The organism is Oceanospirillum sediminis (genome assembly GCF_014164585.1).
Lineage (GTDB): Bacteria > Pseudomonadota > Gammaproteobacteria > Pseudomonadales > Halomonadaceae > Oceanospirillum > Oceanospirillum sediminis.
On sequence record NZ_JACJFM010000003.1, the window covers coordinates 13786 to 38301 of the forward strand.

A 24516-nucleotide genomic window follows, 5' to 3' on the forward strand; every position below is an offset into this window, starting at 1 on the left:
TGAAACAGAGTTCTGAAGCAGACCAGAGTCTGCTTCAGATATGACGGAAGATAATATTATGTCTCGTATCAATCGTTCCATCGATTTTATGGCAGGCCGGAAAATCGCTGGAATTCTTTCTATCATCCTGATTGTGCTTTCAATCGGATCTCTGGCTGTTAACCAGCTGAAGCTGGGGCTGGACTTTACCGGGGGAACTCTGGTTGAGGTCGGGTTTGAGCAGGCTCCGGAGCTGGAGGCGCTGCGTCTTCAGCTGGAAAATGCCGGGTTCGAGGATGTCACAGTACAGAACTTCGGCTCTGAACGCGATGTGCTGGTACGTCTGGCTCAGGGGTTTTCGCCTACAGTCGGTAATGAGGTGCTGGGCGCTATTAAGCAGAATGAGGCTTATACTGTTGAGCTGAAGCGTGCAGAATTTGTGGGTGCTCAGGTCGGTGAAGAGCTGCGTGACCAGGGGGGCATAGGTATGCTGCTGGCACTGGCGCTGGTGATGGTATATGTCGCATTGCGTTTCCAGTTTAAGTTTTCTGTAGCATCGGTTGCAGCACTGGCTCATGATGTAATTATTATGCTGGGGCTGTTTTCTATCTTACAGCTGGACTTCGATCTGACGGTACTGGCTGCGGTGCTGGCCGTGATCGGCTACTCACTGAACGATACCATCGTGGTGTCAGACCGTATTCGTGAGAACTTCCGCCGTTTGCGTACCGGTTCTCCGATAGAGATTGTGAATGTTTCTCTGAACCAGACACTGGGCCGTACCTTAATCACTTCTTTGACTACTTTGCTGGTGCTGTTAGCGTTGTTCTTCTTCGGCGGTGAGCTGATTCATAACTTTGCCATTGCTCTGCTGGTGGGAGTGCTGGTCGGTACTTACTCTTCGATTTATGTGGCCGCCAATATTCTGCTGATGATGAATATTGATCGTGATGACCTGATCGTGCCTGAAACGGAGGGGGAAGTTGTGGATGATCGTCCATGATGCTGACTAATCGCTGAGTATGAGAAAGCCGGTGGCAGAAGCACCGGCTTTTTTTGTGCTTTCAGTTTGTTTCAGCAGGGATGACTGGTAATAAAAAACGCCCCAGCCGATGAATTGGCTGGGGCGCTGGCTTTCGTAGAGAAAGAAAGCAAACCGGAGCTGTTACAGGTGAATTTTGATAATCTGCAGCAGCACTTTATACATTTTCGGATTGGCCATCAGCAGGTTGCCATCTTTAGGCAGATTTGGCGTACCGTCAATAGCACCGATCAGTGAACCGCTTTCTTTGGCAAACAGAGCGGCAATACGCATCTCGTCCTGTTGGCTGCTGAATACAATGCTGGCATCTGTGTAGCCGGCAGCGGTATTCAGAAGATCCAGCAATACACAGCCAGATGCATGCATGCTTTCAGCAACCTGACCCAGTTGCTGGGTCAGTGTCAGATAAACAGGGAAGTTACGGGCGCGCTGGCTCAGTTCTGGCAGGCCCAGGCTGTATTTGCCCGCATCCAGTGAACGCTGCTGACTGGCACGGATACGGCGGCCATTCAACTGTGCTCCCCGACCACGGGATGCGCAGAATTCGTCACCGGTAAACGGATTGATGACAATGCTGTGTTCCAGCTTGCCTTTGACTTCAATGCTGATAGACAGAGCGCTCATAGGCAGAGAGCGGCTCAGATTGTTCCACCCGTGGGATGAATTCACGATCCAGACAACGTCTTTACCCTCACCGGTTCCGGTGACAGGGCGTTCGAAGTGGCCTTTGAAGCTATGCTCAGGATGAGCACGATTCAGTTGTTTAATAATAAAGCTTTCAACAGAGCGTGCTGTGTCTTCCAGAAGCTGCTCGACTTCGTTGTCTTCGCGCGCCAGATCGAGACGCTCATTAATACGCTGAAAATTTTGCACAGCACTGCGCGCAGTACGCAACGCCAACTGAACCATTGGATGCATGTGAATACCGTCGGGTGAAAATTGTTAAAGAACGAGGGCGGCGATGATACCAGAAACAGATACGAAAGCGAGGGCTTTCGATGAATTAATAGTAAAACTTAACAGGCGGGCTTTTTTGCTACAATAAACCGGATAAACCGGGGATACACCGATGGCTGATTAACCGGTTGAATTTTCGGTTTTTGAGTCAGGTCTTTCCATTGTCAGGGTGACAAAAAAGGTCATCCTGCTTATTCATCACTGAGTTACACAGAGCTATGCTAAAACAGATTCGTATTGTACTGGTAAATACCACTCATCCGGGAAATATCGGGGCGGCTGCCCGTGCGATGAAAAACATGGGGCTGGCGGATCTGGTTCTGGTCGATCCTAAGCGTTTTCCTGATCCGGAAGCCAGTGCCCGCAGCTCTCGGGCTGACGATATTCTGGAGCAGGCGCGTGTGGTGTCTGCTCTGGAAGATGCTGTGGCGGATTGTCAGCTGGTGATTGGTACCAGCGCTCGTCAGCGTCATCTATCCTGGCCTTTAATTTCCCCCCGGCAAATGGCCGCCCTTGTGAAAGAAAATACAGAGCAGCAGGCTATTTCTGTGGCACTGGTTTTTGGTCGTGAGGACCGGGGGCTAATGAATGAAGAGCTGGCTCTGTGTCATTACCATGTTCACATTCCAACAGAAGAAAGCTTCAGTTCGCTGAATGTGGCTGCAGCGGTTCAGGTACTGGCGTATGAGCTTCGTGTCGCATCAATGAACGAGAGAGAGATCATGCAGGCCGGAGCGTCAGCCGAATCATCGGTGACTGCAGGGCTGGCAAATCAATGGCAGAGTGATTGGGATACTCCCTGGGCTGATGGCGATAATATGGAACGGTTCTTCGATCATCTGGAACAGACGCTCAGAGATATTGAGTTTTATAAGCCGGAGCACTCTGCTCAGCTGATGCCTAAGCTGCGTCGTCTTTATCAGCGATCCAGGCTGGATCAGACGGAACTGAATATTCTCAGAGGTATACTGACTGCCACTCAGAAGGCATCCCGGCATCGTGCCGATTAAGCTGCTAAGACACATCTTTAAGTATCAGGTTAAAAGTAGCTCTGCTTAAAGCCGCTATTATTCTCATATCGCTGACAGAAGCGTGTCGGAGCATTTCTGGGAAGATATAGCGCTGCGTTTCAGGCTTTATTATCCGGAGAATATACTGTACTCAGTGCAAGAGCGTCGTGACCGGGTAAGGACATGGCGACCGTCGTTTCTGGTGTCTGTTATAAAGTCGTTACATTCTTCATGGAGTTATATACTTGACCAAAATGCTGGGTGTTAGCATAATAATGTTTTAAGTCATCATTATCGGAGAGATCACCATGCGGCTGACAACCAAGGGTCGTTACGCAGTGACAGCGATGCTGGATCTGGCTTTGCATGCCACCGAAGGGCCTGTAAGTCTGGCCGATATTTCAAAGCGACAGGAAATCTCCCTGTCTTATCTTGAGCAGCTGTTTGCCCGTTTGCGACGTAATGAACTGGTTAGCAGTGTACGGGGCCCCGGTGGTGGTTACCAGCTGAGTCGCGACAGTCATGAAATATTTGTCGCTCAGGTTATTGATGCGGTGAATGAATCCGTGGATGCGACGCGTTGCAGTGGTCTGGGCGATTGCAAAGATGGCAAAGAGTGCCTGACTCATCATCTGTGGTGTCAGCTCAGCGATCAGATTCACGACTTTCTGAGTGGTATTAGCCTGGGTGAGCTGGTGCTTCAGCATGAGCAGACGGCACGGGATGCTTGTGGTATGCCTGATAGCGATAAAATTCGTATTGCTGCCATTGGCTGATTCAGCTGTTTGCAGGTTGCATCTTTTGTTTTTCAGGGGTCAGACATCGTCTGGCTCTACCGCCTTTTATCTGTTTTATCCGTCGTATACACAGAAGATTTTCCTGAAGCAAGAGAGTATGCTATCAGGTTTTTATCTTCAGGATGTTCTGTCCTGATAAGACATTGATTTTATCCCTGTTGTGCTATGGGTACTGGCCTCTGTTTGTATACCAGAGGTATTAATGTACAAAGGCAGACAGATGATAGAAACATCTGGTTCAGATAGTTAGCGAGTGTGAGTTCTGGCTATGCAAACGGCTTATTTTGATTATGCTGCTACCACCCCGGTTGATCCTGTGGTAGCTGAAAAGATGATTCAGTATCTGATGCCGGATGGCTGTTTTGCCAATCCGGCTTCCAGAGCCCATATGCCGGGCTGGTTTGCAGAGCAGGCCGTTGAAGAAGCGCGTCTGAAAATTGCGAAAGCACTGAACTGTGATGCGCGAGAGCTGGTCTGGACTTCAGGGGCAACTGAATCGAATAATCTGGCACTTAAAGGTGTAGCAGAGACCCGACGCCAGCGCGGACGACATATTATTACCTCGGCTATTGAGCATAAGGCTGTGCTTGATACCTGTGGCTGGCTGGAAACTCAGGGCTATGATGTAACATACCTTAAGCCGGATCAGAAAGGTGTCATTACAGCTGAGCAGGTGGCGGATGCCATTACGGATCAGACCATACTGGCGTCTTTTATGATGGTCAACAATGAGCTGGGCAGTATTAATGATATTGCTGCGATTGGTGATGTACTGAAAGCCAGAGATATTGTGTTCCATGTGGATGCGGCTCAGGCTGGCGGTAAGTTGCCTATTGACCTGAAAGCGCTGCCTGTCGACCTGATGTCATTCAGTGGCCATAAAGTTTATGGTCCGAAAGGCATTGGTACTTTGTATGTGCGTCGCGATCCTGATCTGAAAGTCGCAGCACAGATTCATGGCGGTGGGCATGAAAGAGGGATGCGCTCAGGGACTTTGCCGACGCATCAGATTGTAGGCATGGCTGAAGCTTTTACCCTGGCAACGCAACGCATGGAGCAGGATAAACAGCATATCTCTGTCCTGAGAGAGCAGTTGTGGCTGGGAATTTCGTCATTACCGGATGTCACTATAAACGGTGATGCTGATGGTTATCCGGGCATTATTAATCTGTGTTTTTCTGGCGTGGATGGTGAAGCGCTGTTAATGGCGATTAAAGATATTGCGGTATCGACCGGATCTGCCTGTAACTCTGCCAGTGTGGATCCTTCCTATGTGCTGAGCGGTATAGGTCTGCCCAGAGAGAAGGCTCTGAGTTCTTTACGCTTCAGTCTGGGGCGTTTTACCACTGAATCAGAAGTGGAACAGGCTATTGATATTGTGGTCAAAGCGGTGACGGCATTAAGAGGGCAGTAGCCTCTGATACGTCGTGGAAGCCTGACGGGCGATCGTTATGGCTTCTTATCCGTTTTGTGTAGTAACTGATCTGTTTTTTGATTGACCGGTGCAGAAATAAAGAAACTGGGCCGGAAGGAGTCTGCAATGGCGGTAACTATTACAGAATCTGCAGCGACGCATATTAAGAAGTGTCTGCAGGATCGTGGTCAGGGTGAAGGCCTGAGAGTCAAGGTGAAACCCAGTGGCTGTTCAGGTTATTCTTACGTACTGGATTTTGCTGATGATATTGCCGAAGGTGATCATGTTTATCAGCAGCATGATGTTAAAGTCATCGTGGATCAGGATGCACTGCCAATTCTGGATGGCAGTGAAGTGGATTTTGTAACCCAGGGGCTGAATAGCTTTTTCCGCTTTAACAATCCGAATATTAAAGATGAATGTGGTTGTGGTGAAAGCTTCAACGTATAAGTACTGATGATATTCAGGCCCTGAACCAGCCTGACGTTATTTGTTTTTGCAGCGCTGTTCAGTAAAAAAGACGTTTTTCTGAAAATTTTTCTCGCTGAACGGCTCTGACGCATACTAATTTGTCTTTAATCTGCGTATACTTCGCGGGTTTTTAATTTAATATCTATTTTTCATTGATTTCAGACGTTGGAGTATTTCCGATGGCGGTAGAGCGCACTCTTTCTATCATCAAACCTGATGCAGTAGCTAAAAATGTTGTTGGTCAGATCATTGCTCGTTTCGAGAATGCAGGCCTGCAGGTTGTTGCAGCTAAAATGGTTCACCTGTCTCAGGAGCAGGCTGAAGGTTTCTACGCAGAGCACAAAGAGCGTCCTTTCTTTGGTGATCTGGTTGCTTTCATGACTTCTGGTCCTGTTATTGTTCAGGTTCTGGAAGGTGAAAACGCAATCGCTCAGAACCGCGATCTGATGGGTGCGACTAACCCACAGGAAGCGGCTGAAGGCACTATCCGTCGTGATTTCGCTGAGTCTATCGACGCGAACGCTGTTCACGGCTCAGATTCTGCTACTTCTGCAGAGCGTGAAGTGGCTTACTTCTTCAACGCTGAAGAGATCTGCCCGCGCGGTTAAAACAGAACAGCCTCCGGGCTGATCTGCTGGTCCCTGACCAGACTTAAGCAGCCACCTTGTGTGGCTGCTTGTGCTTTGGATTATGCTTAATCCCTATCTGACCAGGGGCTTTCCCCCTTCCTGCAATTTTTTTCAGGCTGCCACTCCGGTACCGGTGAACATTATGAGCACTCAGACAAAAGCCAATTTACTCGGTTTAACTAAGTCGCAAATGGAAGCGTTCTTTGAATCTATCGGTGAGAAGCGTTTTCGTGCCACTCAGCTGATGAAATGGATTCATCATTATGGTGTGGATGACTTCGATGAGATGACGAACCTGAGTAAGGCGTTGCGTGCCAGGCTGAAAGAGATTGCAGAAGTGCGTGGACCTGAGGTGGTCTACAAGGACTTTTCTGATGATGGTACCCGTAAGTGGGTGTTGAAAGTGGATGGCGGGAGCTGTATCGAGACAGTACTGATTCCAATGGATGACAAGCGTCGTACATTGTGTGTGTCATCACAGGTCGGTTGTTCACTGGATTGCAGCTTCTGTTCAACAGGTAAACAGGGGTTTCAGCGCAACCTGACGCCAGCTGAAATTATTGGCCAGGTATGGGTCGCTCAGCGTTCTTTTGGTCCTCGTACGGATTCCTCGAACCGCCCGGTGACCAATGTGGTCATGATGGGTATGGGTGAGCCTCTGATGAACTTTGAGCCTGTGATGGATAGCATGGAATTGATGCTGGATGACTGGGGATATGGTTTATCCAAGCGTCGGGTGACACTGAGTACCTCTGGTGTGGTACCGGCGATTGAAAAAATGATAGGCCGTACGGATGTTGCTCTGGCCATTTCCCTGCATGCTCCGAACGATGAACTACGTAATGAACTGGTGCCGATTAACCGGAAATATCCGATTAAACAGCTACTGGATGTCTGTAATCGCTACCTGGATACTCTGGGGGATAATCGCTCCATCACAGTGGAATATACTCTGATTGCGGGCATCAATGACCAGCCAGAGCATGTGGCTCAGCTGGCTAAGCTGCTGAAGGGCTTTGACTGTAAGATTAACCTGATTCCGTTCAATCCTTTCCCGAATAATGATTATCGCAAGCCAAGCCGTAATGCCATTATGCGTTTCCAGAATGCTCTGATAGATTCTGGATATGTGGTGACGGTACGCAGCACCCGAGGGGACGATATTGATGCCGCGTGTGGCCAGCTGGTTGGTCAGGTGATGGATAAAACCCGTCGCAGCGCAAAATATGCTGAAGCACAGGTTATTGATGCTGTACAGGTTGGACACTAATCCGGTTATACTGACCTGAATGTTTTACCGGAAGCAGGATGCTTCCGGCTTCACTTATTCTATCTGGGGGCAGGGATGATGCTGCAGATAAGGCCTTTGCGGATTGCCACTGTATTTTCCGGTATTGTGTATCGGGTTGTTATTTGTTTATTGCTGATTACCTGGATGATTACGCTTGTGGCCTGCGCTCCGGTAGCGGGTCCCTTGTATAGTGATTCACAGAAAGTATCTGATTCTTATGCTGAAATGGGATTTGCATACCTGCTACAAGGAAACAGGGAACGAGCAAAGAGATCCCTGGTCAAAGCTCTGTCTATCGATCCGCGCTCGCAAACAGCCCTGCATGGTATGGCGCTGGTCTATCGTTCTGAAGGAGAAGATACGCTGGCAGAGCAGTATTTTTTGCAGGCTCTGGATAGAGATCGCCATTTTTCTGCTGCACGTAACAATTTTGCTGCATTTTTATACGAAAAAGGTCGTTACAATGAAGCCTGTAAACAGCTAAAACTGACAGTATCTGATACTCTGTACAGAAAGCGATGGCAGGCATTTGAAAATCTGGGGTTGTGTCTTTTAAAAATTGATCAGCCTCATCAGGCGGAAGATGCTTTCTTAAAGGCGCTTCGACTGAATGCCCGGTCACCGATTGCGCTGCTTGAAATGGCTGATCGGAGGCATAGTCAGAAACAGCCTCTTGCAGCCTGGCTCTTTCTGCAGGAATATATGTCAGTTGCAAAAATGACAAGCCGGAGTTTAAGGTTAGGGATTGAGCTGGCTGATGTGTTAAACATGTATGATGAGCGCCGCCATTTGAGAGAAGAGCTGGCCCGTTTGAAACAATAAAAGAGAAATCCAAGGACTTATCCGATCATGACCGAAAATATTGCCCCAAAGGAAGAATTACAGCAAAACGATTCATCCCCGGTGATGCCTGGGGATCTCCTTAAGGAAGGCCGTGAGCGAGCAGGTATGTCCACTGAGGATGTGGCTTCAAAGCTGAACCTGAAACACTCTTTTGTTGTGCAGATCGAAGAAAATAATTTTGATCATCTGCCCGGCCCTACCTTTATCCGGGGATATCTCAGAGCCTATTCAAAACTGATTGATCTGGATGCCGATCCGGTCATTGCAGCATTTAATACTCTGGCAACGGATACGCCAGTGGATACTAAAGGTGGCCGTGGCTATAAGCCTGTGGATACTATCAGACCACAGCGTAATCTGTCTGATCCGTTAATTAAATACACGACCCTGATTATTCTGGCTGCTATTATCGGATTCTCTGTTATCTGGTGGCAAAGCCGTAATGGCGGTGAACTCAGCCTGATGAATTTTGGTCAGAGTGACACTGTGGCGGTAGATACATCTGATGGAGAAACTGTACTGGCCCCGATGAATATCCCTGAATCAGCCGAAGAGGCTGATGGGGTCGATGGGACAGGTGATCCGGTTGAAGCGACTGATCAGCAGAGTATTGTAACAGGTACGGAAGCCTCCTCTGACGATAGCGATGCTCAGAATGATGCAGAAGACACTACTGTGGTGGTAACTGAGCAAAATAGTGAACAGGCAGAGGAAACCGATGAGGCTGAAGCAGAGAGTGAATCTGAAACAGCGGAACCTGTAGAAGAATCACCGGCAGCGGAACCTGTTGTGCAGGAAAGTACAGAGACTCAGGCTGAAGAAGCCGTTGTTGAGGACACTCCGGATGAATCAGCTCCGGTAGTTGCTGCCCGGACCCAGGATTCAGATAACATTAACGCTGAACCTTCCACTTCAGAGGCTACTGCTGTTCTTGCGGAGCCGGCACAACCCCTGGCTGATGGTCTGGCTCGTCTGGTGATCAGTTTTACTGAAGAGTGCTGGGTAAGAGTAACCGATGCCCGTGGTATTAAAGTGATTAATAACCTGAAGAAACCGGGTGAAACATCTGATGTAACCGGTGTGCCTCCATTTAAAATGATGATTGGTAACGCGACAGGGGCATCCGTGTTGTACAATGGCCAGCCGATTGATCTTGCTCAGCATACTAACCGGAACAACATTGCGCGCTTTAATCTGGGGGAGCAGGAATAAAGCGCCCGGATTTTTAAAATTTTAACTGAGAATTGTCCTGTGCACTTCGAATCACCGATTAAACGTCGTAAGTCCCGTCAGATTATGGTTGGGGATGTCGCTGTAGGAGGCGACGCCCCCATCTCCGTTCAGAGCATGACTAATACTAACACCTGTGATGTTGAGGCAACCGTTGCTCAGATTCAGGCCATTCAGGAGGCAGGGGCAGATATTGTTCGTGTTTCTGTGCCGACGATGGATGCAGCAGAAGCGTTTGGTCAGATTCGTCAGCAGGTGTCAGTCCCTCTGGTGGCGGATATTCATTTTGACTATCGCATTGCTCTCCGGGTAGCTGAGCTGGGGGTGGACTGTCTGCGTATCAATCCGGGTAATATTGGTAATGATGACCGGGTTCGCAGTGTCGTAGATGCGGCCAGGGATAAAAACATCCCGATACGTATTGGCGTCAATGCAGGTTCTCTTGAAAAAGAGCTGCAGAAAAAATACGGTGAGCCAACGCCCGATGCTCTGGTTGAATCAGCCATGCGCCATATCGATATTCTGGATCGACTGGACTTTCAGAACTTTAAACTCAGCCTTAAAGCATCAGATGTCTTTATGACTGTGGCTGCATATCGTAAAATTGCAGATCAGATTGAACAGCCTTTGCATCTGGGTATCACAGAAGCCGGGGGCTTGCGCTCCGGTACGGTTAAATCCTCTGTAGGACTGGGATTGTTACTGATGGATGGTATTGGCGATACCATACGGGTATCGCTGGCTGCAGATCCGGTTCAGGAAATTAAAGTTGGCTTTGATATTCTTAAAAGCCTTAAGTTGCGCAGTAATGGCATCAATTTTATTGCCTGCCCCAGTTGTTCTCGTCAGAACTTTGATGTGATTGGAGTGATGAATGAACTGGAAACCCGTCTGGAAGACATACGAACACCTATGGATGTTGCCGTTATTGGCTGTGTTGTGAATGGTCCAGGCGAAGCAAAAGAGGCTGCATTAGGGCTGGCCGGAGGTTCTCCCAGTCTGGTTTATATTGATGGCAAACCGGCACAGAAGCTGTCTAATGAAGACCTGGCTGCGAATCTGGAGCAGATGATTCGTAAGAAAGCTCAGGAAAAAGAAGCCGCAGATGCTCAGCTGATTGCAAAAAGTCAGTAGTGATCACAGGTGAACTTATCTTCTGAACGAGCAGTGTCTACACTGCTCGTTTTTTATCGTTTGGCAGAAAAATGCTGACGATAGCGAAATGATTAATAATGCATTTTACAGGAATACAATTTTGGCTAAGAAAATCCAGGCCATTCGCGGCATGAATGATATCCTGCCGGAACAAAGTGCCATCTGGCAGTATCTGGAAGGTACCGTGGCAAATCTGCTGAAGCGTTACTGCTATCAGGAAATACGTACTCCTATCGTAGAGCAAACCGCTTTGTTTAAGCGCTCGATTGGTGAAGTCACAGATATTGTTGAAAAAGAGATGTACACCTTTGAGGATCGTAATGGCGATAGCCTGACATTACGTCCTGAAGGCACTGCCAGCTGTGTACGTGCCTGTGAAGAGCATGGCCTGTTGTATAACCAGATTCAGCGTTTGTGGTACACAGGTCCTATGTTCCGCCACGAGCGCCCTCAGAAAGGCCGTTATCGCCAGTTCCATCAGATTGGTGTCGAAACCTTTGGTATGACGGGACCGGATATTGATGCCGAGCTGATTATCCTGAGTGCCCGCTTGTGGAAAGAGCTGGGCATTTACGATGCGGTGACTCTGGAGCTGAACTCTCTGGGTTCATCTCAGGCGCGGGCAGAATATAAAGAGGCACTGGTTGCTTTCCTGGCTGAGCGTAAGGATCAGCTGGATGAAGATAGTCAGCGTCGTCTGGACTCTAACCCGATGCGAATTCTGGATAGTAAAGACCCGAATACTCAAGCTCTGTTGGATGGGGCTCCTGTGTTTGATGATTACATTGATCAGGAATCGAAAGAACATTTTGAGCAGCTGTGCGCCATGCTGGATGCGGCAGGAATCAGTTATACACTGAACCCAAGACTGGTTCGGGGGCTGGATTACTATTGCAAAACGGTATTTGAATGGACGACTACGGAACTGGGTGCTCAGGGAACTGTCTGTGCTGGTGGGCGTTATGATGGCCTGGTTGAACAGCTTGGCGGGCGCACGACACCTGCAGTCGGTTTTGCTATGGGCGTTGAGCGTCTGATTCTGATGCTGGAAACCCTGAATGTTATTCCTGAGTCGGTTACCAATAAGCCGCAGATCTTTATTGCTGCTGTTGGCGAAGGTGTTGCCAGTCATGGATTGCTGCTGGGCGAAGTGTTACGTGAGCAGACAGATCTGCGAGTGCAGATGCACTGTGGTGGTGGCAGCTTCAAGAACCAGATCAAGAAAGCCGACAAATCAGGCGCTGATATCGCACTGATTATGGGTGAAAATGAAGCGGCAAACAGTGAAGTCGCAGTAAAATTCCTGCGTGAAGCCCGAGAGCAGGAAACGGTATCTCAGTCCGATATCGTGGCATACCTGGAAAAGGTACTGAATTAATTCAGATTGACTGAATCAATCAGTGGCAGACACTGATGTAACTCAGCTTGCAGGGGCTGTGTATTTTGTCCGGGAACATCCGGTCGGTGCCGTAACAGGGCAGCCCTCTGTTGAATAATTATAACAGCCCGTTAAGGAATCGGCTGTTGCGATAACAGACAGGAGATAATTCTGTGTCCGATTTACGTACCGAAGAAGAACAGGTTGAACTGATCAAAAAATGGTGGGCAGATAATGGTAAGTCGACAATTGCCATTATTGTTCTGACCCTGGCCGGAATTCTGGGCTGGCAATGGTGGCAGCAACAGGAGCAGGCAAAGGCAGAAGCAGCATCTTCTTCTTATGAGCAGTTAATTGAGCTGATGAATCAGCCAGAACTGAATGATGAACAGCGTGCTACTGCAACACACCTGGCTTCTGAACTGAAGAAAAACTACGAAGGCTCTCTGTATGCAGAGTATGCGGGCCTGTTTGAGGCTAAGTTGCTATTCCAGAAAGGTGAACTGGACCAGGCTCTGTCTGTCCTTAAATCGGTTCAGACCACCGCGACTCACCCGTCAGTGAAAGAAGCGGCCGGTCTGCGTCAGGCTCAGCTGCTGTGGCAACAGGATAAAACAGCAGAAGCGCTATCTTTTGCTAAGACGATTAAGGCTCAGGCTTTTTCCGGTGAGCTGGAAGAGCTGAAAGGTGATCTGCTGGTTGAGTCCGGTGACAAGGATGCAGCAAAAGAGGCTTACCTCAAAGCCAGAACAATTTTCAGCAATAAAGGAGTCAGCCGTCCGGTTCTGGAAATGAAACTGGCTGATTTGGGTGGTGCCTGATGAATAAGATCTGGCTGGCTCTGTTACTGACAGGCTTTCTGGCAGGCTGTGGCAGTTTGCCAGAGCCTGAATATACGCCTCGCGACCTGACAGATATTGATGAACAGGTCGAGATGGATGTTGAATGGACTGATTATGCCAGTATGGGGACGGATGAGCAGGGATATAAGCTGCCATTAGTGGCCCATGAAAGTCGCCTGTTTGGCGTAGGTTATGAAGGTAACCTGATGGCATGGAGCAAGGATGATGGTGATGTTTTATGGGAAGCGGAGCTGGAGGAAGGTATCAGTTCTGGCCTGGCTTATCATAATGAACAACTCTTTATGGGTACCCAGAATGGTGAGATGATCTCTGTTTCTGCTCAGGGTGGTGAGCGTTTATGGCGTACACGACTGAGTTCAGAAGTACTGGCTGCACCACAGGTTAATGCTGCCAGAAACCAGTTGATTGCTCAGACCGGAGATGGAAGGGTATATGCGCTTGAACTGGATACCGGACGTGTAATCTGGAGTTATGTTAGTACAGAACCTCTGCTGACGCTGCATGGCACGGCATCACCGCGGGTGATTCCTGGGGTGACATTTGCCGGTTTTGCTAACGGACATATGACAGCACTGGATAACCGCAACGGTAATAAGTTGTGGGATGTTCGGGTCGCTGCTTCTGAAGGCCGGACAGATATTGAGCGCCTGATTGATGTTGATGGGCAGCCATTGATTACACGGGATGGTATGTTGGTGAGTACCAGTTTCCAGGGCAGAGTTGTAGCGATGGACCCACGCAGCGGTCGTGCTATCTGGGAGCGTAAAGATTCCAGCTTTTATCCGGCTGTTGAAGGTGGTAGTAATCTGCACTACGTTGATGAAGGTAGTCGTGTAATTGCGGTCGATGCCCGTTCAGGCAGTATTCTGTGGAATCAGGATGCGCTTGAAGGGCGGCGTCTGACGGCACCTTTGATGTGGAAGGATACTGTCGCTGTTGCTGATTTTGAAGGTTACGTGCATCTGATTGACTCTGAAACCGGTGAAATTATCGGGCGTATTCAGGCCGATACTTCCGGGGTGGAACAGCCATTGCTGATCTCGGGTGATCAGCTGTATGTTGTGGCTGTCAGCGGTCGGGTGATTGCGATCAGTCGTCAATGACCATGCGTGTTCACAACCAGGTTATCCACAGCGGGTAAAGCGTTTTATCCGATCTGCTGGTATGTATTATTTTAGCCCGGTCGAAGTTTACTTCGTCCGGGCTTGTTAACTTAATGAAGATATATCAATGAATCCTCCTGTTATTGCCCTTGTTGGCCGCCCGAATGTGGGTAAATCAACGCTGTTTAATCGATTGACCCGTAGCCGCGATGCGCTGGTTGCTGACTTTGCTGGCCTGACCCGTGACCGGAAATACGGTGAAGGCAAGGTGGGAGGTAAGCCCTACATTGTGATTGATACCGGTGGTATCAGTGGTGATGAAGAAGGCATCGATTTTGTTATGGCAGAGCAGTCTTTACTGGCCATTGAAGAGGCAGATATTGTCCTGTTCATGGTGGATGGCAAAGCTGGCCTGACTGCTGCTGATGAGATGATTGCTCAGCATCTGCGTCAGCAGGGTAAAGAAGCCTGGCTGATTGTGAATAAGACCGATGGCCGTGATCCGGATGTAGCAATGGCCGAGTTTTATGCACTGGGTATGAGTAATGAGCCGATTGCTATTGCTGCCGCACATGGCCGTAATGTCACGGTGATGATTCAGCATATTCTGGAGCCTTACCCGGACTATGATGAAGAGGCGATGGCTGAGCATGAGCAGCTGAAGAACAAAGGCATTCGTATTGGTGTCATTGGTCGTCCTAATGTGGGTAAATCCACACTGGTTAACCGTATTCTGGGTGAAGATCGTGTCGTGGTGTTTGACCAGCCCGGAACCACCAGGGATGCTATTGCTATTCCTTTTGAGCGTGATGAGCAGGAATACACGCTGATTGATACGGCAGGTATCCGTCGACGCAAAAATGTGACGGAAATTGCCGAGAAGTTTTCCATTATTAAGACACTGGAAGCAGTCAGGGAATGTAATGTCGCTGTGATGGTTATTGACGCCCGCACCGGTATTGTGGAACAGGACCTGCATCTGCTGGACTTTGTATTACAGAGTGGCCGTGCTCTGGTTATTGCAGTGAATAAGTGGGACGGTCTGGACGGCGATGTAAAAGATAAAATTAAAGAAGATGTTGATCGTCGCCTGGGGTTTGTGAACTATGCTGATGTTCATTTTATATCTGCACTGCATGGTACCGGTGTCGGTCATATTTATAAGTCTATTAACAAGGCTTACAATTCAGCGATGAGCCACTGGCAGACCAATCGTCTGACCACCATTCTGGAAGATGCTGTTCAGGAGCATCAGCCACCGGTTGTCAGAGGTCGTCGTATTAAATTGCGGTATGCTCACCAGGGTGGAAAGAACCCTCCAATTATTGTTGTACATGGTAACCAGACTGATGCGCTACCAGAAAGTTACAAACGTTATCTGACCAATACTTTCCGCAAAGTGTTGAAAGTTAAGGGTACGCCGATCCGGTTTGAATTCCGTTCCGGTAATAATCCTTATGATCAGACCGATAAAGATGATCGTGAGAAAGCGAAACAGCGTCAGCTGAAAATGACTAAAGACTCCCGGACTGATCGTAAGAAACGTCGTCACTGATGCTGACGGTTTTTGTTCCTCTGATCACTTCCGATATAGAAAAGCCTCGCATACCGTTTGGTATGCGGGGCTTTTTACATCAGAGCGGCTGTATTCTTGTATCCCGGATACAGAGCTGTCTTATCTGGCCTGAGCGACAGCGATACCATCGTATTTCTGTTTAGCCTTGACCACCTTTTCTATATAACGGCGGGACTCTGCACTGGGGTGGTTGTGGTTTAGTTTCAGGTAGACCTGCTGAGGTGTCAGGCTGTTGATGACCTGTACCGCATGTTTTCTGTCACGGGAGAAAGTCTTTAAAACATTACCAGCACCACCGTTGTAGGCCGAAATAATGCAATATTCCCGTGATAACGGATGGGTTACATCTTTCAGATAGATATCATCCAGAATACTCAGATACGCTGCTCCGGTATCAATATTGTTGGCCGGGTTAAACAGGTAGCTGCGGGTTGGCTGGCCGCTTTTCTTTTTTATGCGTTGAAAAACATCTTTACCTGCAGTGGATGGCACAACCTGCATCAGTCCATACGCCGGGATATGGCTGGTGGCATAAGGGTTAAAGTGGCTCTCTGTTTCCATAATGCTGTAAATCAGAGATTCAGCTACACTATAACGTTGTGCGGCCTGACGTACCAGGCTTTCATATTTCTGCCCCCGGACCTGCTGATGGTTTGCTTCCATCGGAATTTCAATCCGGTAGATAGTGCGACCTCCGGATGAGAGGCGCTGCAGTTTATTAGCAACCAGCCAGTCAGCATAACGCTTTGCACGCCACTCCCACTGTACCAGAACACCATCATGATCCCGTACCTGGCCGGACAGAACAGAAGGACCAGACCAGGTTACATGCTTATCTGAGAAAAGCTCAGGGTCTCGCATATCATCCGGTGTCAGCAGGGTTGTCACGATAGCCTCTTTCAGACGTTGCTGGTGGCCAGACTCAACGGCTGTTTCCACCAGAATATTGCCCTGTGCAAAGTCAACTTCACCACGACTGCCATAGCCGTCACCATATTTAACGTACTTATCCCTTGACGATTCCTGAACATTGTCATCGCCCCAGATCTGGCCTGCTTTACGGTGCAGCTCATCAGCTTTCTGTTTATAACGCAGCCAGGCCTGTTTCAGCTGAGTGGTGACCTCCTGGAATTCCCGATATTCTTCAGCCATATTCGGGAACATACTGATCCAATCGGAACCTTTAGTAACAGCGCTGTTGGCTGCAGGCGCTGAAGACGCGGCAGGCGTTGTATAACTGCTGTTGGCTGGGGGGCTTGCTGGCGGCAATGAGACGGGTTCAGTCACAGGCTGAACAGCGGGTTCTGTAATAGCAGATGCAGTTGGAGCTTTGCTGTCCAGTGCCTGTAGCTCTGCAGTAATGGAATCAACTGTCTCAATCGGCAAAGGTTCAGCTTCGATATCCGATGCCTGAGGCAAAAGTTGCGCGCTGTCTGGTGCAGCCACAGGCTGAATAACAACATCCTGTTTGTTGCTATCCGGTGCTCTGTATCCAGGAGGAGGTAACGGCGTCAGGCTTTCAGGTGGATCAGCAGGTGGCTGACTGGCGTTATTACCATTCCCTCCTGTGGCGCAGCCTGTCAGAAGAGCGACAGATATTGCCAACGAAATTATGCTTTTAGACCGGTTAAGCGTCATATGTTGCTTTGCTTTATCCATAAAAATCGCCAGAATTGTATTTAACTGCTGTTAATCACAGAAACTTAATCCCCGGAAATCGGGGATTAAGGGGCAGATGTTCATCAATAATATCCCAGGGTCAGGGATGGGGCAGACATTGCCTGAATTTGTTGTTCCAGATTACTGATATGGGCCTGCCACCAGTTTCCTCCGCCAAAATGAGAGAAAGCCTGCTGGAACGCGGGGTCGTCTTTACGTTCAGACAGCCAGCCGCTGTAGTAAATAATACGCAGGCTTCTTAAGGGTTCAATTAACTGGAGCTGGCGGACAGGGAAAGAGAGAAACTCTTCATAACCTTCAACAATTTCATTCAGCCACAGTTTCTGTTGCTGTTGATCTCCGCTCAGCAGCATCCAGATATCCTGCATGGCCGGAGCCATGCGGCAATCATCAAAGTCCAGCATCATCAGCTGTCCATCCCGCCAGAGCAGATTGCCACAATGACAATCGCCCTGAACCCGGATGGTCTCACTATCGAATTCCTGTAAACGTTTGTCTATTTCAGCTAACAGCTCATTAGTCAGATCGGCATAACGGGTTTCCAGCCCTTGAAGTAAACCGGATTCCAGCACACAGTTCTGCGCATGACGGCCATAGTCCTGCACGGTCAGAGCTGGACGGTGCTGAAATTTTTTCAGCTCACCCACGCTGTGTAAATGGCCCAGAAACCGGCCTAGTTCAAACAGATGCTCATTATTATCCAGTTCAGGGGCGTGGCCGCCCCGGCGGGCAAACAGAGCGATCCGGAAGCCTTCTTCATGGAACAGTGTTTCGCCTTCTTTTACCACAGGTGCAATGGCAGGAATACCCGCATCAGCCAGCTCCAGAGTGAATTCATGCTCTTCTCCGATCTGTTCATCACTCCAGCGTTCCGGGCGATAGAATTTGGCAATAATGGGCTGCTCATCTTCTATGCCGACCTGATATACCCGGTTTTCATAACTGTTCAGAGCCATGATGCGGCCATCGCAGAAAAAGCCCAGTTTCTCAATGGCATCCATAACCCGGTCCGGATTAAGCTGGTAGTAGGGCTGGGAAGTATCAAAAGTATCAGATGTGTTCATCAGGTCTCTTGCTCAGTTACAGGGCTGGCAAGAAGCCAGACCTTATAAATCGGATTCGGGTTGAGGTGTTCTGGCCAGAGTCCAGATACAGACTTCAGAAGCGCCATTATCTCTTAACATACTGGCAATTACACGTGCTGTTGCGCCTGTCGTCATGACATCATCCACCAGCGCAATCCTCTGATCCTGGACCCTTCTGGTTATTCTGAAACTGCCATGAAGGTTGTTCAGCCTCTCTTTCCGGCTGAGTGTATGCTGCTCCGGGGTATCTGTTATTTTCTGGCAGAGTTCCGGGTTAAAAGGACGCTTCAGTTTCCGTGCGACTTCATCTGCCAGTAGTGCTGCAGGATTAAAGCCCCGTTTGAAGCGTCGCTTACGGTGAGTTGGCACAGCGACAATCTGATCAGGCAGTTGCCAGGGTTTATCAGCGTAGTGTTCATGCAGATGATCGGCCATCAGGCGGCCCAGTAATCTGCCATAAATCATCTGTCTGTTCTGTTTAAAGCGGGAAACAAAGCGGTCCAGAGGATAGGAGTACAGGTAGGGGGATACGGTATGGCTGAAAGGCGGCGCATCTCTCTGGCAGTGGCCGCATTGCCATTGCTGGCTCAGTGACTGGCCGGACAACAGGCTGATAGGTTCAGCACATTGCAAACATGAATGGTGATTCAGTGCCAGCCCCTCTTTGCAATCATCACACAGAGGTAAATCGCCACTGACAGGTGCCAGACATCCCAGACAGCGTCCGGAAAGGAGCTTTTGTTTAAACACCTTATGGCCCTTCTGGGTGATCTGATGCAGAAAGGTTTTTTTGGTCCCGGGTTGTTCCGTCATATCTGTTCCCTGATCTCTGTATCCCTTTTATATGCTGCGATAATGATGATGGCATCGCATCATGTTTTTTTTATCAGCAACATTACAAATGATGTGGTTTTTATGTATGTTTTTCAAGGGGTAACAGGTCAGAGAAAGGTGCTGTATTTCTCATAATATGACAAAAAATCCTGCACAGGCTGAAATAATAAGCTCATAAAATCTATGATGAGATGTGGTAAACCTGTTTTTAACTATCCGGTTGACAACCTGGGTGGTCAGGTTATTATTCAGCCAGCTGAAAATTTTATAACAGAAACAGGTAACACCATGACAGCAACAACGGCACCCCGCCATGACTGGACTCTGGACGAAGTTCAGGCTTTGTTTGATCTGCCTCTGAACGACCTTCTGTTCAAAGCACACTCAATCCATCGTGAGAACTTTGATCCGAATGCGGTCCAGGTCAGTACCCTGCTGTCGATTAAAACCGGTGCCTGTCCTGAAGATTGTAAATACTGCCCTCAGTCCGGCCACTACAATACCGGTCTGGAAAAAGAGCAGCTGATGGAAGTACGTAAGGTACTGGAGCAGGCGAAAGCGGCTAAAGAAACCGGCGCCAGCCGTTTCTGCATGGGGGCTGCCTGGAAATCGCCTAACAAGAAGACGATGCCTGTTGTTCTGGAGATGGTCAAAGGTGTAAAAGCCATGGGGCTGGAAACCTGTATGACGCTGGGTATGCTGGATGAAGATCAGGCAAAACAGCTGTCTGATGCCGGTCTGGACTACTACAACCATAATCTGGATACCTCTCCTGAGTTCTACGATAAGATCATTACCACCCGTACTTATCAGGATCGTCTGGATACGCTGTCTCATGTCCGTGACGCTGGTATGAAAATCTGTTCCGGCGGTATTCTGGGTATGGGGGAGCAGGAATCTGATCGTGCTAAGATGATGATTCAGCTGTCTAACCTGAACCCTCATCCTGAGAGTGTACCGATCAATATGCTGGTTAAGGTGGAAGGTACGCCTCTGGATCAGGTTGAAGATCTGGACCCGCTGGATTTTGTCCGCTCTATCGCGGTTGCGCGTATTATGATGCCTCAGTCTCATGTACGTCTGTCGGCAGGCCGTGAAGAGATGAGTGATGAAATGCAGGCGATGACCTTCTTCGCCGGTGCTAACTCGATCTTCTATGGTGAGCGTCTGCTGACTACCGCAAACCCACAGGCTAACAAAGACCGTGAACTGTTCCAGCGTCTGGGAATTCACCCTGAGCGTCGTGAAGTACCAGTTGATGATGCCGTCCATGAAGCCGCGCTGAAAGAAGCGATTCAGGAAAACGAAGCGGGTAGTTTGTTCTATGATGCCGCCGCTCCGGCAGCTAATGATGGCCGTGAGCGTAAGCCTTGCGGTCTGGTGGTGTAAACGTCTGCCTGATCTGATACTCCGACGACCGGTCAGCCTCTCAGGCTTACCGGTCGTTTGCCGTCTGCTGTATGTTTTTTCCTGCCAGGATTTCTGAATCATGTCTGCTTTTGACAGCCTGAAAGACACTCTTGAACAGCGTAAGCAGGATCACCTGTATCGCTCTCGTCGTACCCTGAACGCGGCACAACAGCCGGAAACCCTGATTGATGGTAAACCGGTACTGGCGTTCTGCAGTAATGATTATCTGGGGCTGGCCAATGATCCCCGTGTGATTGAACGCTTTCGTACCGCAGCTACAGAGTTTGGTGTGGGCAGTGGTGCCTCGCATCTGGTGAATGGCCACAGTGCAGAACATCATGCCTTAGAAGAAGAGCTGGCCATCTTTACAGGCCGTGACCGGGCACTGTTGTTCTCTACGGGGTATATGGCGAATCTGGGTACGATTAACGCCTTGCTGGATCATCAGGATGCGGTGTTTGAAGATAAGCTGAATCATGCCTCTTTACTGGATGGTGGCTTGAACTCTGGTGCGCGTTTTCAGCGTTATCTGCACAATGATGTTACCAGTCTGGATAAGCGCCTGAGCAAAGATCAGAGCCGTCGCCGTTTGGTGGTGACTGACGGGGTGTTCAGTATGGATGGTGATTGTGCACCTATGGCGGATCTGGTGCAGACCTGCCAGCAACATGATGCCTGGCTGATGGTGGATGACGCCCATGGTCTGGGTTGTCTGGGTGACAAAGGACAAGGGCTGTGTGCCGGGTTTGATCAGAATCAGGTGCAGGTCCTGATGGGAACGCTGGGCAAAGCCTTTGGCACCAGTGGTGCTTTTGTTGCAGGCAGTGAGACACTGATTGAAACCCTGATTCAGTTTGCCCGGCCTTATATCTATACCACGGCGATTCCTCCGGCGGTGGCTGCAGCGACACGTACCAGTTTACACATCGTACAGCAGGAGCCTGAACGCAGAGCTCATCTGCAAAAACTGATTCAGACATTCCGTAGCGAAGTGGCGGCAATGGGGCTGGTGTTGATGGACTCACCGACGCCAATTCAGCCTGTGCTGATCGGCAGTGAAGCAGAGACCCTGGCCTGGAGTCAGGCGCTGGAAACTCAGGGAATTCTGGTCACAGCAATACGTCCACCGACGGTGCCTAAAGGCACAGCGCGTCTGCGAGTTACGTTCAGTGCCAGTCATACGGAAGCCCAGCTGGAGCGTTTACTGACAGCGCTGCAGCAGATAGCGCAGCAAAGAGGTATACCCGAGGTAGCGTTATAATGTCTGATTTATCTTATACCGAAAAACCTCTGGTTCTGTTGCATGGCTGGGGTGCAACACCGGCAATATGGCAGCCTCTGGTTGAGGCTCTGCATCGGCGTTGCCCTGAGCTGGAGGTGATGACTCTGCCCTGGCCCGGTTATCTCAGTGGCCAGGAGGATACCGGGCCTGAAGCGCTTGAAACTGCAGACAGCCTGCAGCAACTGGCGGATGCTATGCTGCCGGAGTTACCTCGGAACGCCCACTGGCTGGGCTGGTCTCTGGGTGGTAACCTGGCGCTCTGGTTGGCAGATTACCTGAGTCGAACCTCATCAGAGCAGACTCATACCGGTGAGCTGATTATGCTGGGCAGTAATGCCTGCTTTGCACAGAGGGAACACTGGCCACATGCGCTGGATGCTGATGTACTGGGGCAGTTTCGACAGGGGTTTGATCTGCAACCGGAAAAAACGCTGAAACGCTTCCATAGCCTGCAGATGCAGGGGGAAGCCGATCTGCGAGCATGTAAAAGAGCGTTTACCACTCTGCTCGGTAAAGATATGCCCGCTGATAACATTACTCTGGCAGCGGGATTAACCTGGCTGGCGGAACTGGATCTGACAAGGGTTGCCGAACGGCATAGTGGCCGTTTGCACTGGTTACTGGGAGAACATGATCCTCTGGTTCCGGTTCAGGTGGCTGAATATCTGCCAGGACAGGTTGAGGTTTTACCAGACTGTGGCCACCTGCCCATGCTGACTGAGACCGAGCGACTGGCAGAGCAGCTGCTGAATATTCTGAAGGTGGCCTCATGACTCCGTCTTTAACTGCTGCATCTGATCATCAGACGGTATCCTCGGTGAATCATCGTTCAGGCGCGCACGCGGATAAGCTGACTGATAAACCTATTGATAAACAAAGAGTGGCCAGGGCTTTCAGTTCGGCAGCCAGCCAGTATGATCAGCTGGCAGAAGCCCAGAAGCGTATTGCTGGTCGCTTACTGGCTCTTTGTCCACCCGCAGAACGGGTGCTGGATATCGGTTGTGGTACAGGTTACTGGACCCGGCGTTTACGGGATCACTGTCAGGCGAAGCAAGTACATGGACTGGATCTGGCACCGGGTATGCTGGAGTATGCGGCTCAGCAAGGACAGAACGATGCCATTGACTGGGTATGTGCTGATGCTGAAGCCCTGCCGATGGAACCCGGTAGCCTGGATCTGATTTTTTCCAGTCTGGCGATCCAGTGGTGCACCGATTATCAGGCCCTGTTTAATGGTATAGCGCGTTGTCTGGCCGTCCAGGGGCAAGCCTGTATCGCAACGTTATTGCCTGGTACGCTGTATGAGCTGGAGCAGAGCTGGGCTCAGGTTGATCATGGACAGCATGTTAATCAGTTTTTGCCGCTGGAAGAGTTGACTCGGGCGATTACTACTGCTGGTTTATCCCTATCGGCTTGTGATGAATATACTGAAACCCTGTATTATCCGGATCTGAGAGGCGTGACCGATTCCATTAAAGGGATTGGTGCCCATCATGTGCAGGGAGATAACCGCCTGACCGGTCGTAAAGCGATTATCGGCTTAAAGCAGGCTTATGAGCAGTACCGGACAGAGCTAGGGCTGCCTGTGAGTTACCAGGTTGTATTGCTGACACTGACAAAAAATGAAACCACTCAGAACGACGTGCAGGATTAAGTATGGCTAAGAAAACCTATTTTATTACCGGTACTGATACAGATGCCGGGAAAACTTTTGTCAGTGCCACCTTGCTGCATAAAGCCGGGCAACTGGGATATAGCACCCTGGCGCATAAACCGGTAGCGGCGGGTTGTGAGCAAACAGAAGAGGGTTTGCGTAACTCAGATGCTACGACACTGATGGCGGCAATGTCGGAAGAGCTGGATTATGAACTGGTAAACCCTATTGCTCTGGAGCCACCGATTGCTCCTCATATTGCAGCAGCAGAAAAAGGGCAGGGGTTATCGGTATCCCGTCTGAATGGCTTTGCCCGTGGTCTGATGATGGCTAAAGTCGATCTGTTATTGATTGAAGGTGCCGGTGGCTGGAAGGTGCCTCTGGGGCCTCGTGAAACTCTGGCTGACTATGCTGTAAGCCTGAAACAGCCCGTTATTCTGGTGGTAGGTATGAAGCTGGGATGTATAAGCCATGCCCTGTTGACTGCAGAGGCGATCCAGCGAGATGGCCTGGAGCTGGCTGGTTGGGTGGCTAATCAGATTGATCCTGAGATGAACCGTTATAAAGAAAATCTGGCTACATTGCACCAGATGCTTCCAGCTCCGCTACTGGCGGAGGTTCCTTATATAGAAGGCTCTGATTGGCAGCAGGCGGCAGATTACTTCCCGGAAGCGGCGGTTCATCATCTGCTGGATAAAAAGGGCACTGTATAGAAGAGGCTGCACAGAGTTGATTCGAGGCTTCGTTATATTATTTTATCGCTATTGGTAGCATACTATTGACGAAAGCTTTAGCTTCTATATAATACGCCTCCGTGCTGCGGAAGTGGTGAA

Annotated in this window: 23 protein-coding genes; 19 read left to right on the forward strand and 4 right to left on the reverse strand. The window is 49.5% G+C overall.

The window, feature by feature from the left end; genetic code table 11:
* Positions 1-58 precede the first annotated feature (58 nt).
* The gene (secF, locus tag H4O21_RS03010) at positions 59-982 is read left to right on the forward strand and encodes a protein translocase subunit SecF (protein WP_182807368.1); all 924 of its coding nucleotides are present in this window, start codon (positions 59-61) and stop codon (positions 980-982) included.
* A gap of 162 nt (positions 983-1144) precedes the next feature.
* Here the strand turns inward: secF and H4O21_RS03015 are convergent, their stop codons facing one another.
* Positions 1145-1939, reverse strand: coding sequence for an inositol monophosphatase family protein (locus H4O21_RS03015; RefSeq protein ID WP_182807369.1), 795 nt, complete (start codon positions 1937-1939; stop codon positions 1145-1147).
* 257 nt (positions 1940-2196) lie between these two features.
* Between H4O21_RS03015 and H4O21_RS03020 the strand changes: the two genes are divergently transcribed.
* From H4O21_RS03020 to der, 13 genes are all read left to right on the forward strand, one after another.
* Positions 2197-2988, forward strand: coding sequence for an RNA methyltransferase (locus tag H4O21_RS03020; RefSeq protein WP_182807370.1), 792 nt, complete (start codon positions 2197-2199; stop codon positions 2986-2988).
* A gap of 308 nt (positions 2989-3296) precedes the next feature.
* The gene (iscR, locus tag H4O21_RS03025; protein ID WP_182807371.1) at positions 3297-3764 is read left to right on the forward strand and encodes a Fe-S cluster assembly transcriptional regulator IscR; all 468 of its coding nucleotides are present in this window, start codon (positions 3297-3299) and stop codon (positions 3762-3764) included.
* 289 nt (positions 3765-4053) lie between these two features.
* On the forward strand, positions 4054-5199 hold the full coding sequence (locus tag H4O21_RS03030) for an IscS subfamily cysteine desulfurase (RefSeq protein WP_182807372.1): 1146 nt from the start codon (positions 4054-4056) through the stop codon (positions 5197-5199).
* Positions 5200-5325: 126 nt separating this feature from the next.
* Complete coding sequence (locus H4O21_RS03035; protein WP_182807373.1) at positions 5326-5649, forward strand: HesB/IscA family protein; 324 nt, start codon at positions 5326-5328, stop codon at positions 5647-5649.
* A 200-nt stretch (positions 5650-5849) separates the two neighbouring features.
* Entirely contained in the window at positions 5850-6278 is a 429-nt protein-coding gene (gene ndk / locus H4O21_RS03040; RefSeq protein WP_182807374.1) for a nucleoside-diphosphate kinase, read from the forward strand.
* 163 nt (positions 6279-6441) lie between these two features.
* Entirely contained in the window at positions 6442-7569 is a 1128-nt protein-coding gene (gene rlmN / locus H4O21_RS03045; RefSeq protein WP_182807375.1) for a dual-specificity RNA methyltransferase RlmN, read from the forward strand.
* Between the two features lie 75 nt (positions 7570-7644).
* The gene (gene pilW, locus H4O21_RS03050; RefSeq protein ID WP_182807376.1) at positions 7645-8412 is read left to right on the forward strand and encodes a type IV pilus biogenesis/stability protein PilW; all 768 of its coding nucleotides are present in this window, start codon (positions 7645-7647) and stop codon (positions 8410-8412) included.
* A 27-nt stretch (positions 8413-8439) separates the two neighbouring features.
* Positions 8440-9645 (forward strand): RodZ domain-containing protein, encoded by a 1206-nt coding sequence (locus tag H4O21_RS03055; RefSeq protein WP_182807377.1) that lies wholly within the window; start codon positions 8440-8442, stop codon positions 9643-9645.
* Positions 9646-9684: 39 nt separating this feature from the next.
* On the forward strand, positions 9685-10797 hold the full coding sequence (gene ispG, locus H4O21_RS03060) for a flavodoxin-dependent (E)-4-hydroxy-3-methylbut-2-enyl-diphosphate synthase (RefSeq protein ID WP_182807378.1): 1113 nt from the start codon (positions 9685-9687) through the stop codon (positions 10795-10797).
* Positions 10798-10918: 121 nt separating this feature from the next.
* Positions 10919-12196 (forward strand): histidine--tRNA ligase, encoded by a 1278-nt coding sequence (gene hisS / locus H4O21_RS03065; RefSeq protein ID WP_255487113.1) that lies wholly within the window; start codon positions 10919-10921, stop codon positions 12194-12196.
* 173 nt (positions 12197-12369) lie between these two features.
* On the forward strand, positions 12370-13017 hold the full coding sequence (locus tag H4O21_RS03070) for a YfgM family protein (RefSeq protein ID WP_182807380.1): 648 nt from the start codon (positions 12370-12372) through the stop codon (positions 13015-13017).
* Complete coding sequence (gene bamB, locus H4O21_RS03075; RefSeq protein ID WP_182807381.1) at positions 13017-14162, forward strand: outer membrane protein assembly factor BamB; 1146 nt, start codon at positions 13017-13019, stop codon at positions 14160-14162. The genes H4O21_RS03070 and bamB overlap by 1 nt, the downstream gene beginning before the upstream one ends.
* A 127-nt stretch (positions 14163-14289) precedes the next feature.
* Complete coding sequence (gene der / locus H4O21_RS03080) at positions 14290-15717, forward strand: ribosome biogenesis GTPase Der (protein WP_182807382.1); 1428 nt, start codon at positions 14290-14292, stop codon at positions 15715-15717.
* A 120-nt stretch (positions 15718-15837) separates the two neighbouring features.
* On the opposite strand, the gene mltC is transcribed toward der, so the two are convergent.
* From mltC to H4O21_RS03095, 3 genes are all read right to left on the reverse strand, one after another.
* Entirely contained in the window at positions 15838-17397 is a 1560-nt protein-coding gene (gene mltC / locus H4O21_RS03085) for a membrane-bound lytic murein transglycosylase MltC (protein ID WP_182807383.1), read from the reverse strand.
* Between the two features lie 83 nt (positions 17398-17480).
* Positions 17481-18482, reverse strand: a complete 1002-nt coding sequence (locus tag H4O21_RS03090; protein ID WP_182807384.1) for a serine/threonine protein kinase — start codon at positions 18480-18482, stop codon at positions 17481-17483.
* A gap of 42 nt (positions 18483-18524) precedes the next feature.
* Positions 18525-19316, reverse strand: coding sequence for a ComF family protein (locus tag H4O21_RS03095; protein ID WP_182807385.1), 792 nt, complete (start codon positions 19314-19316; stop codon positions 18525-18527).
* Between the two features lie 309 nt (positions 19317-19625).
* Here H4O21_RS03095 and bioB point away from each other — a divergent pair, with 309 nt between their 5' ends.
* The 5 genes from bioB to bioD all read left to right on the forward strand — a co-directional run bounded on the left by bioB (position 19626) and on the right by bioD (position 24396).
* Positions 19626-20726 (forward strand): biotin synthase BioB, encoded by a 1101-nt coding sequence (bioB, locus tag H4O21_RS03100; RefSeq protein ID WP_182807386.1) that lies wholly within the window; start codon positions 19626-19628, stop codon positions 20724-20726.
* Positions 20727-20826: 100 nt separating this feature from the next.
* A complete protein-coding gene (bioF, locus tag H4O21_RS03105; RefSeq protein ID WP_182807387.1) occupies positions 20827-22008 on the forward strand; it encodes an 8-amino-7-oxononanoate synthase in 1182 nt (393 codons plus the stop codon).
* On the forward strand, positions 22008-22802 hold the full coding sequence (locus tag H4O21_RS03110; protein WP_182807388.1) for an alpha/beta fold hydrolase: 795 nt from the start codon (positions 22008-22010) through the stop codon (positions 22800-22802). Before bioF ends, H4O21_RS03110 begins: the two co-directional genes overlap by 1 nt.
* Positions 22799-23683: a malonyl-ACP O-methyltransferase BioC gene (gene bioC, locus H4O21_RS03115; protein WP_182807389.1), complete on the forward strand. Its 885-nt coding sequence runs from the start codon at positions 22799-22801 to the stop codon at positions 23681-23683. Before H4O21_RS03110 ends, bioC begins: the two co-directional genes overlap by 4 nt.
* Before the next feature lie 2 nt (positions 23684-23685).
* Complete coding sequence (gene bioD / locus H4O21_RS03120; RefSeq protein ID WP_182807390.1) at positions 23686-24396, forward strand: dethiobiotin synthase; 711 nt, start codon at positions 23686-23688, stop codon at positions 24394-24396.
* The last annotated feature ends 120 nt before the right edge of the window (positions 24397-24516 follow it).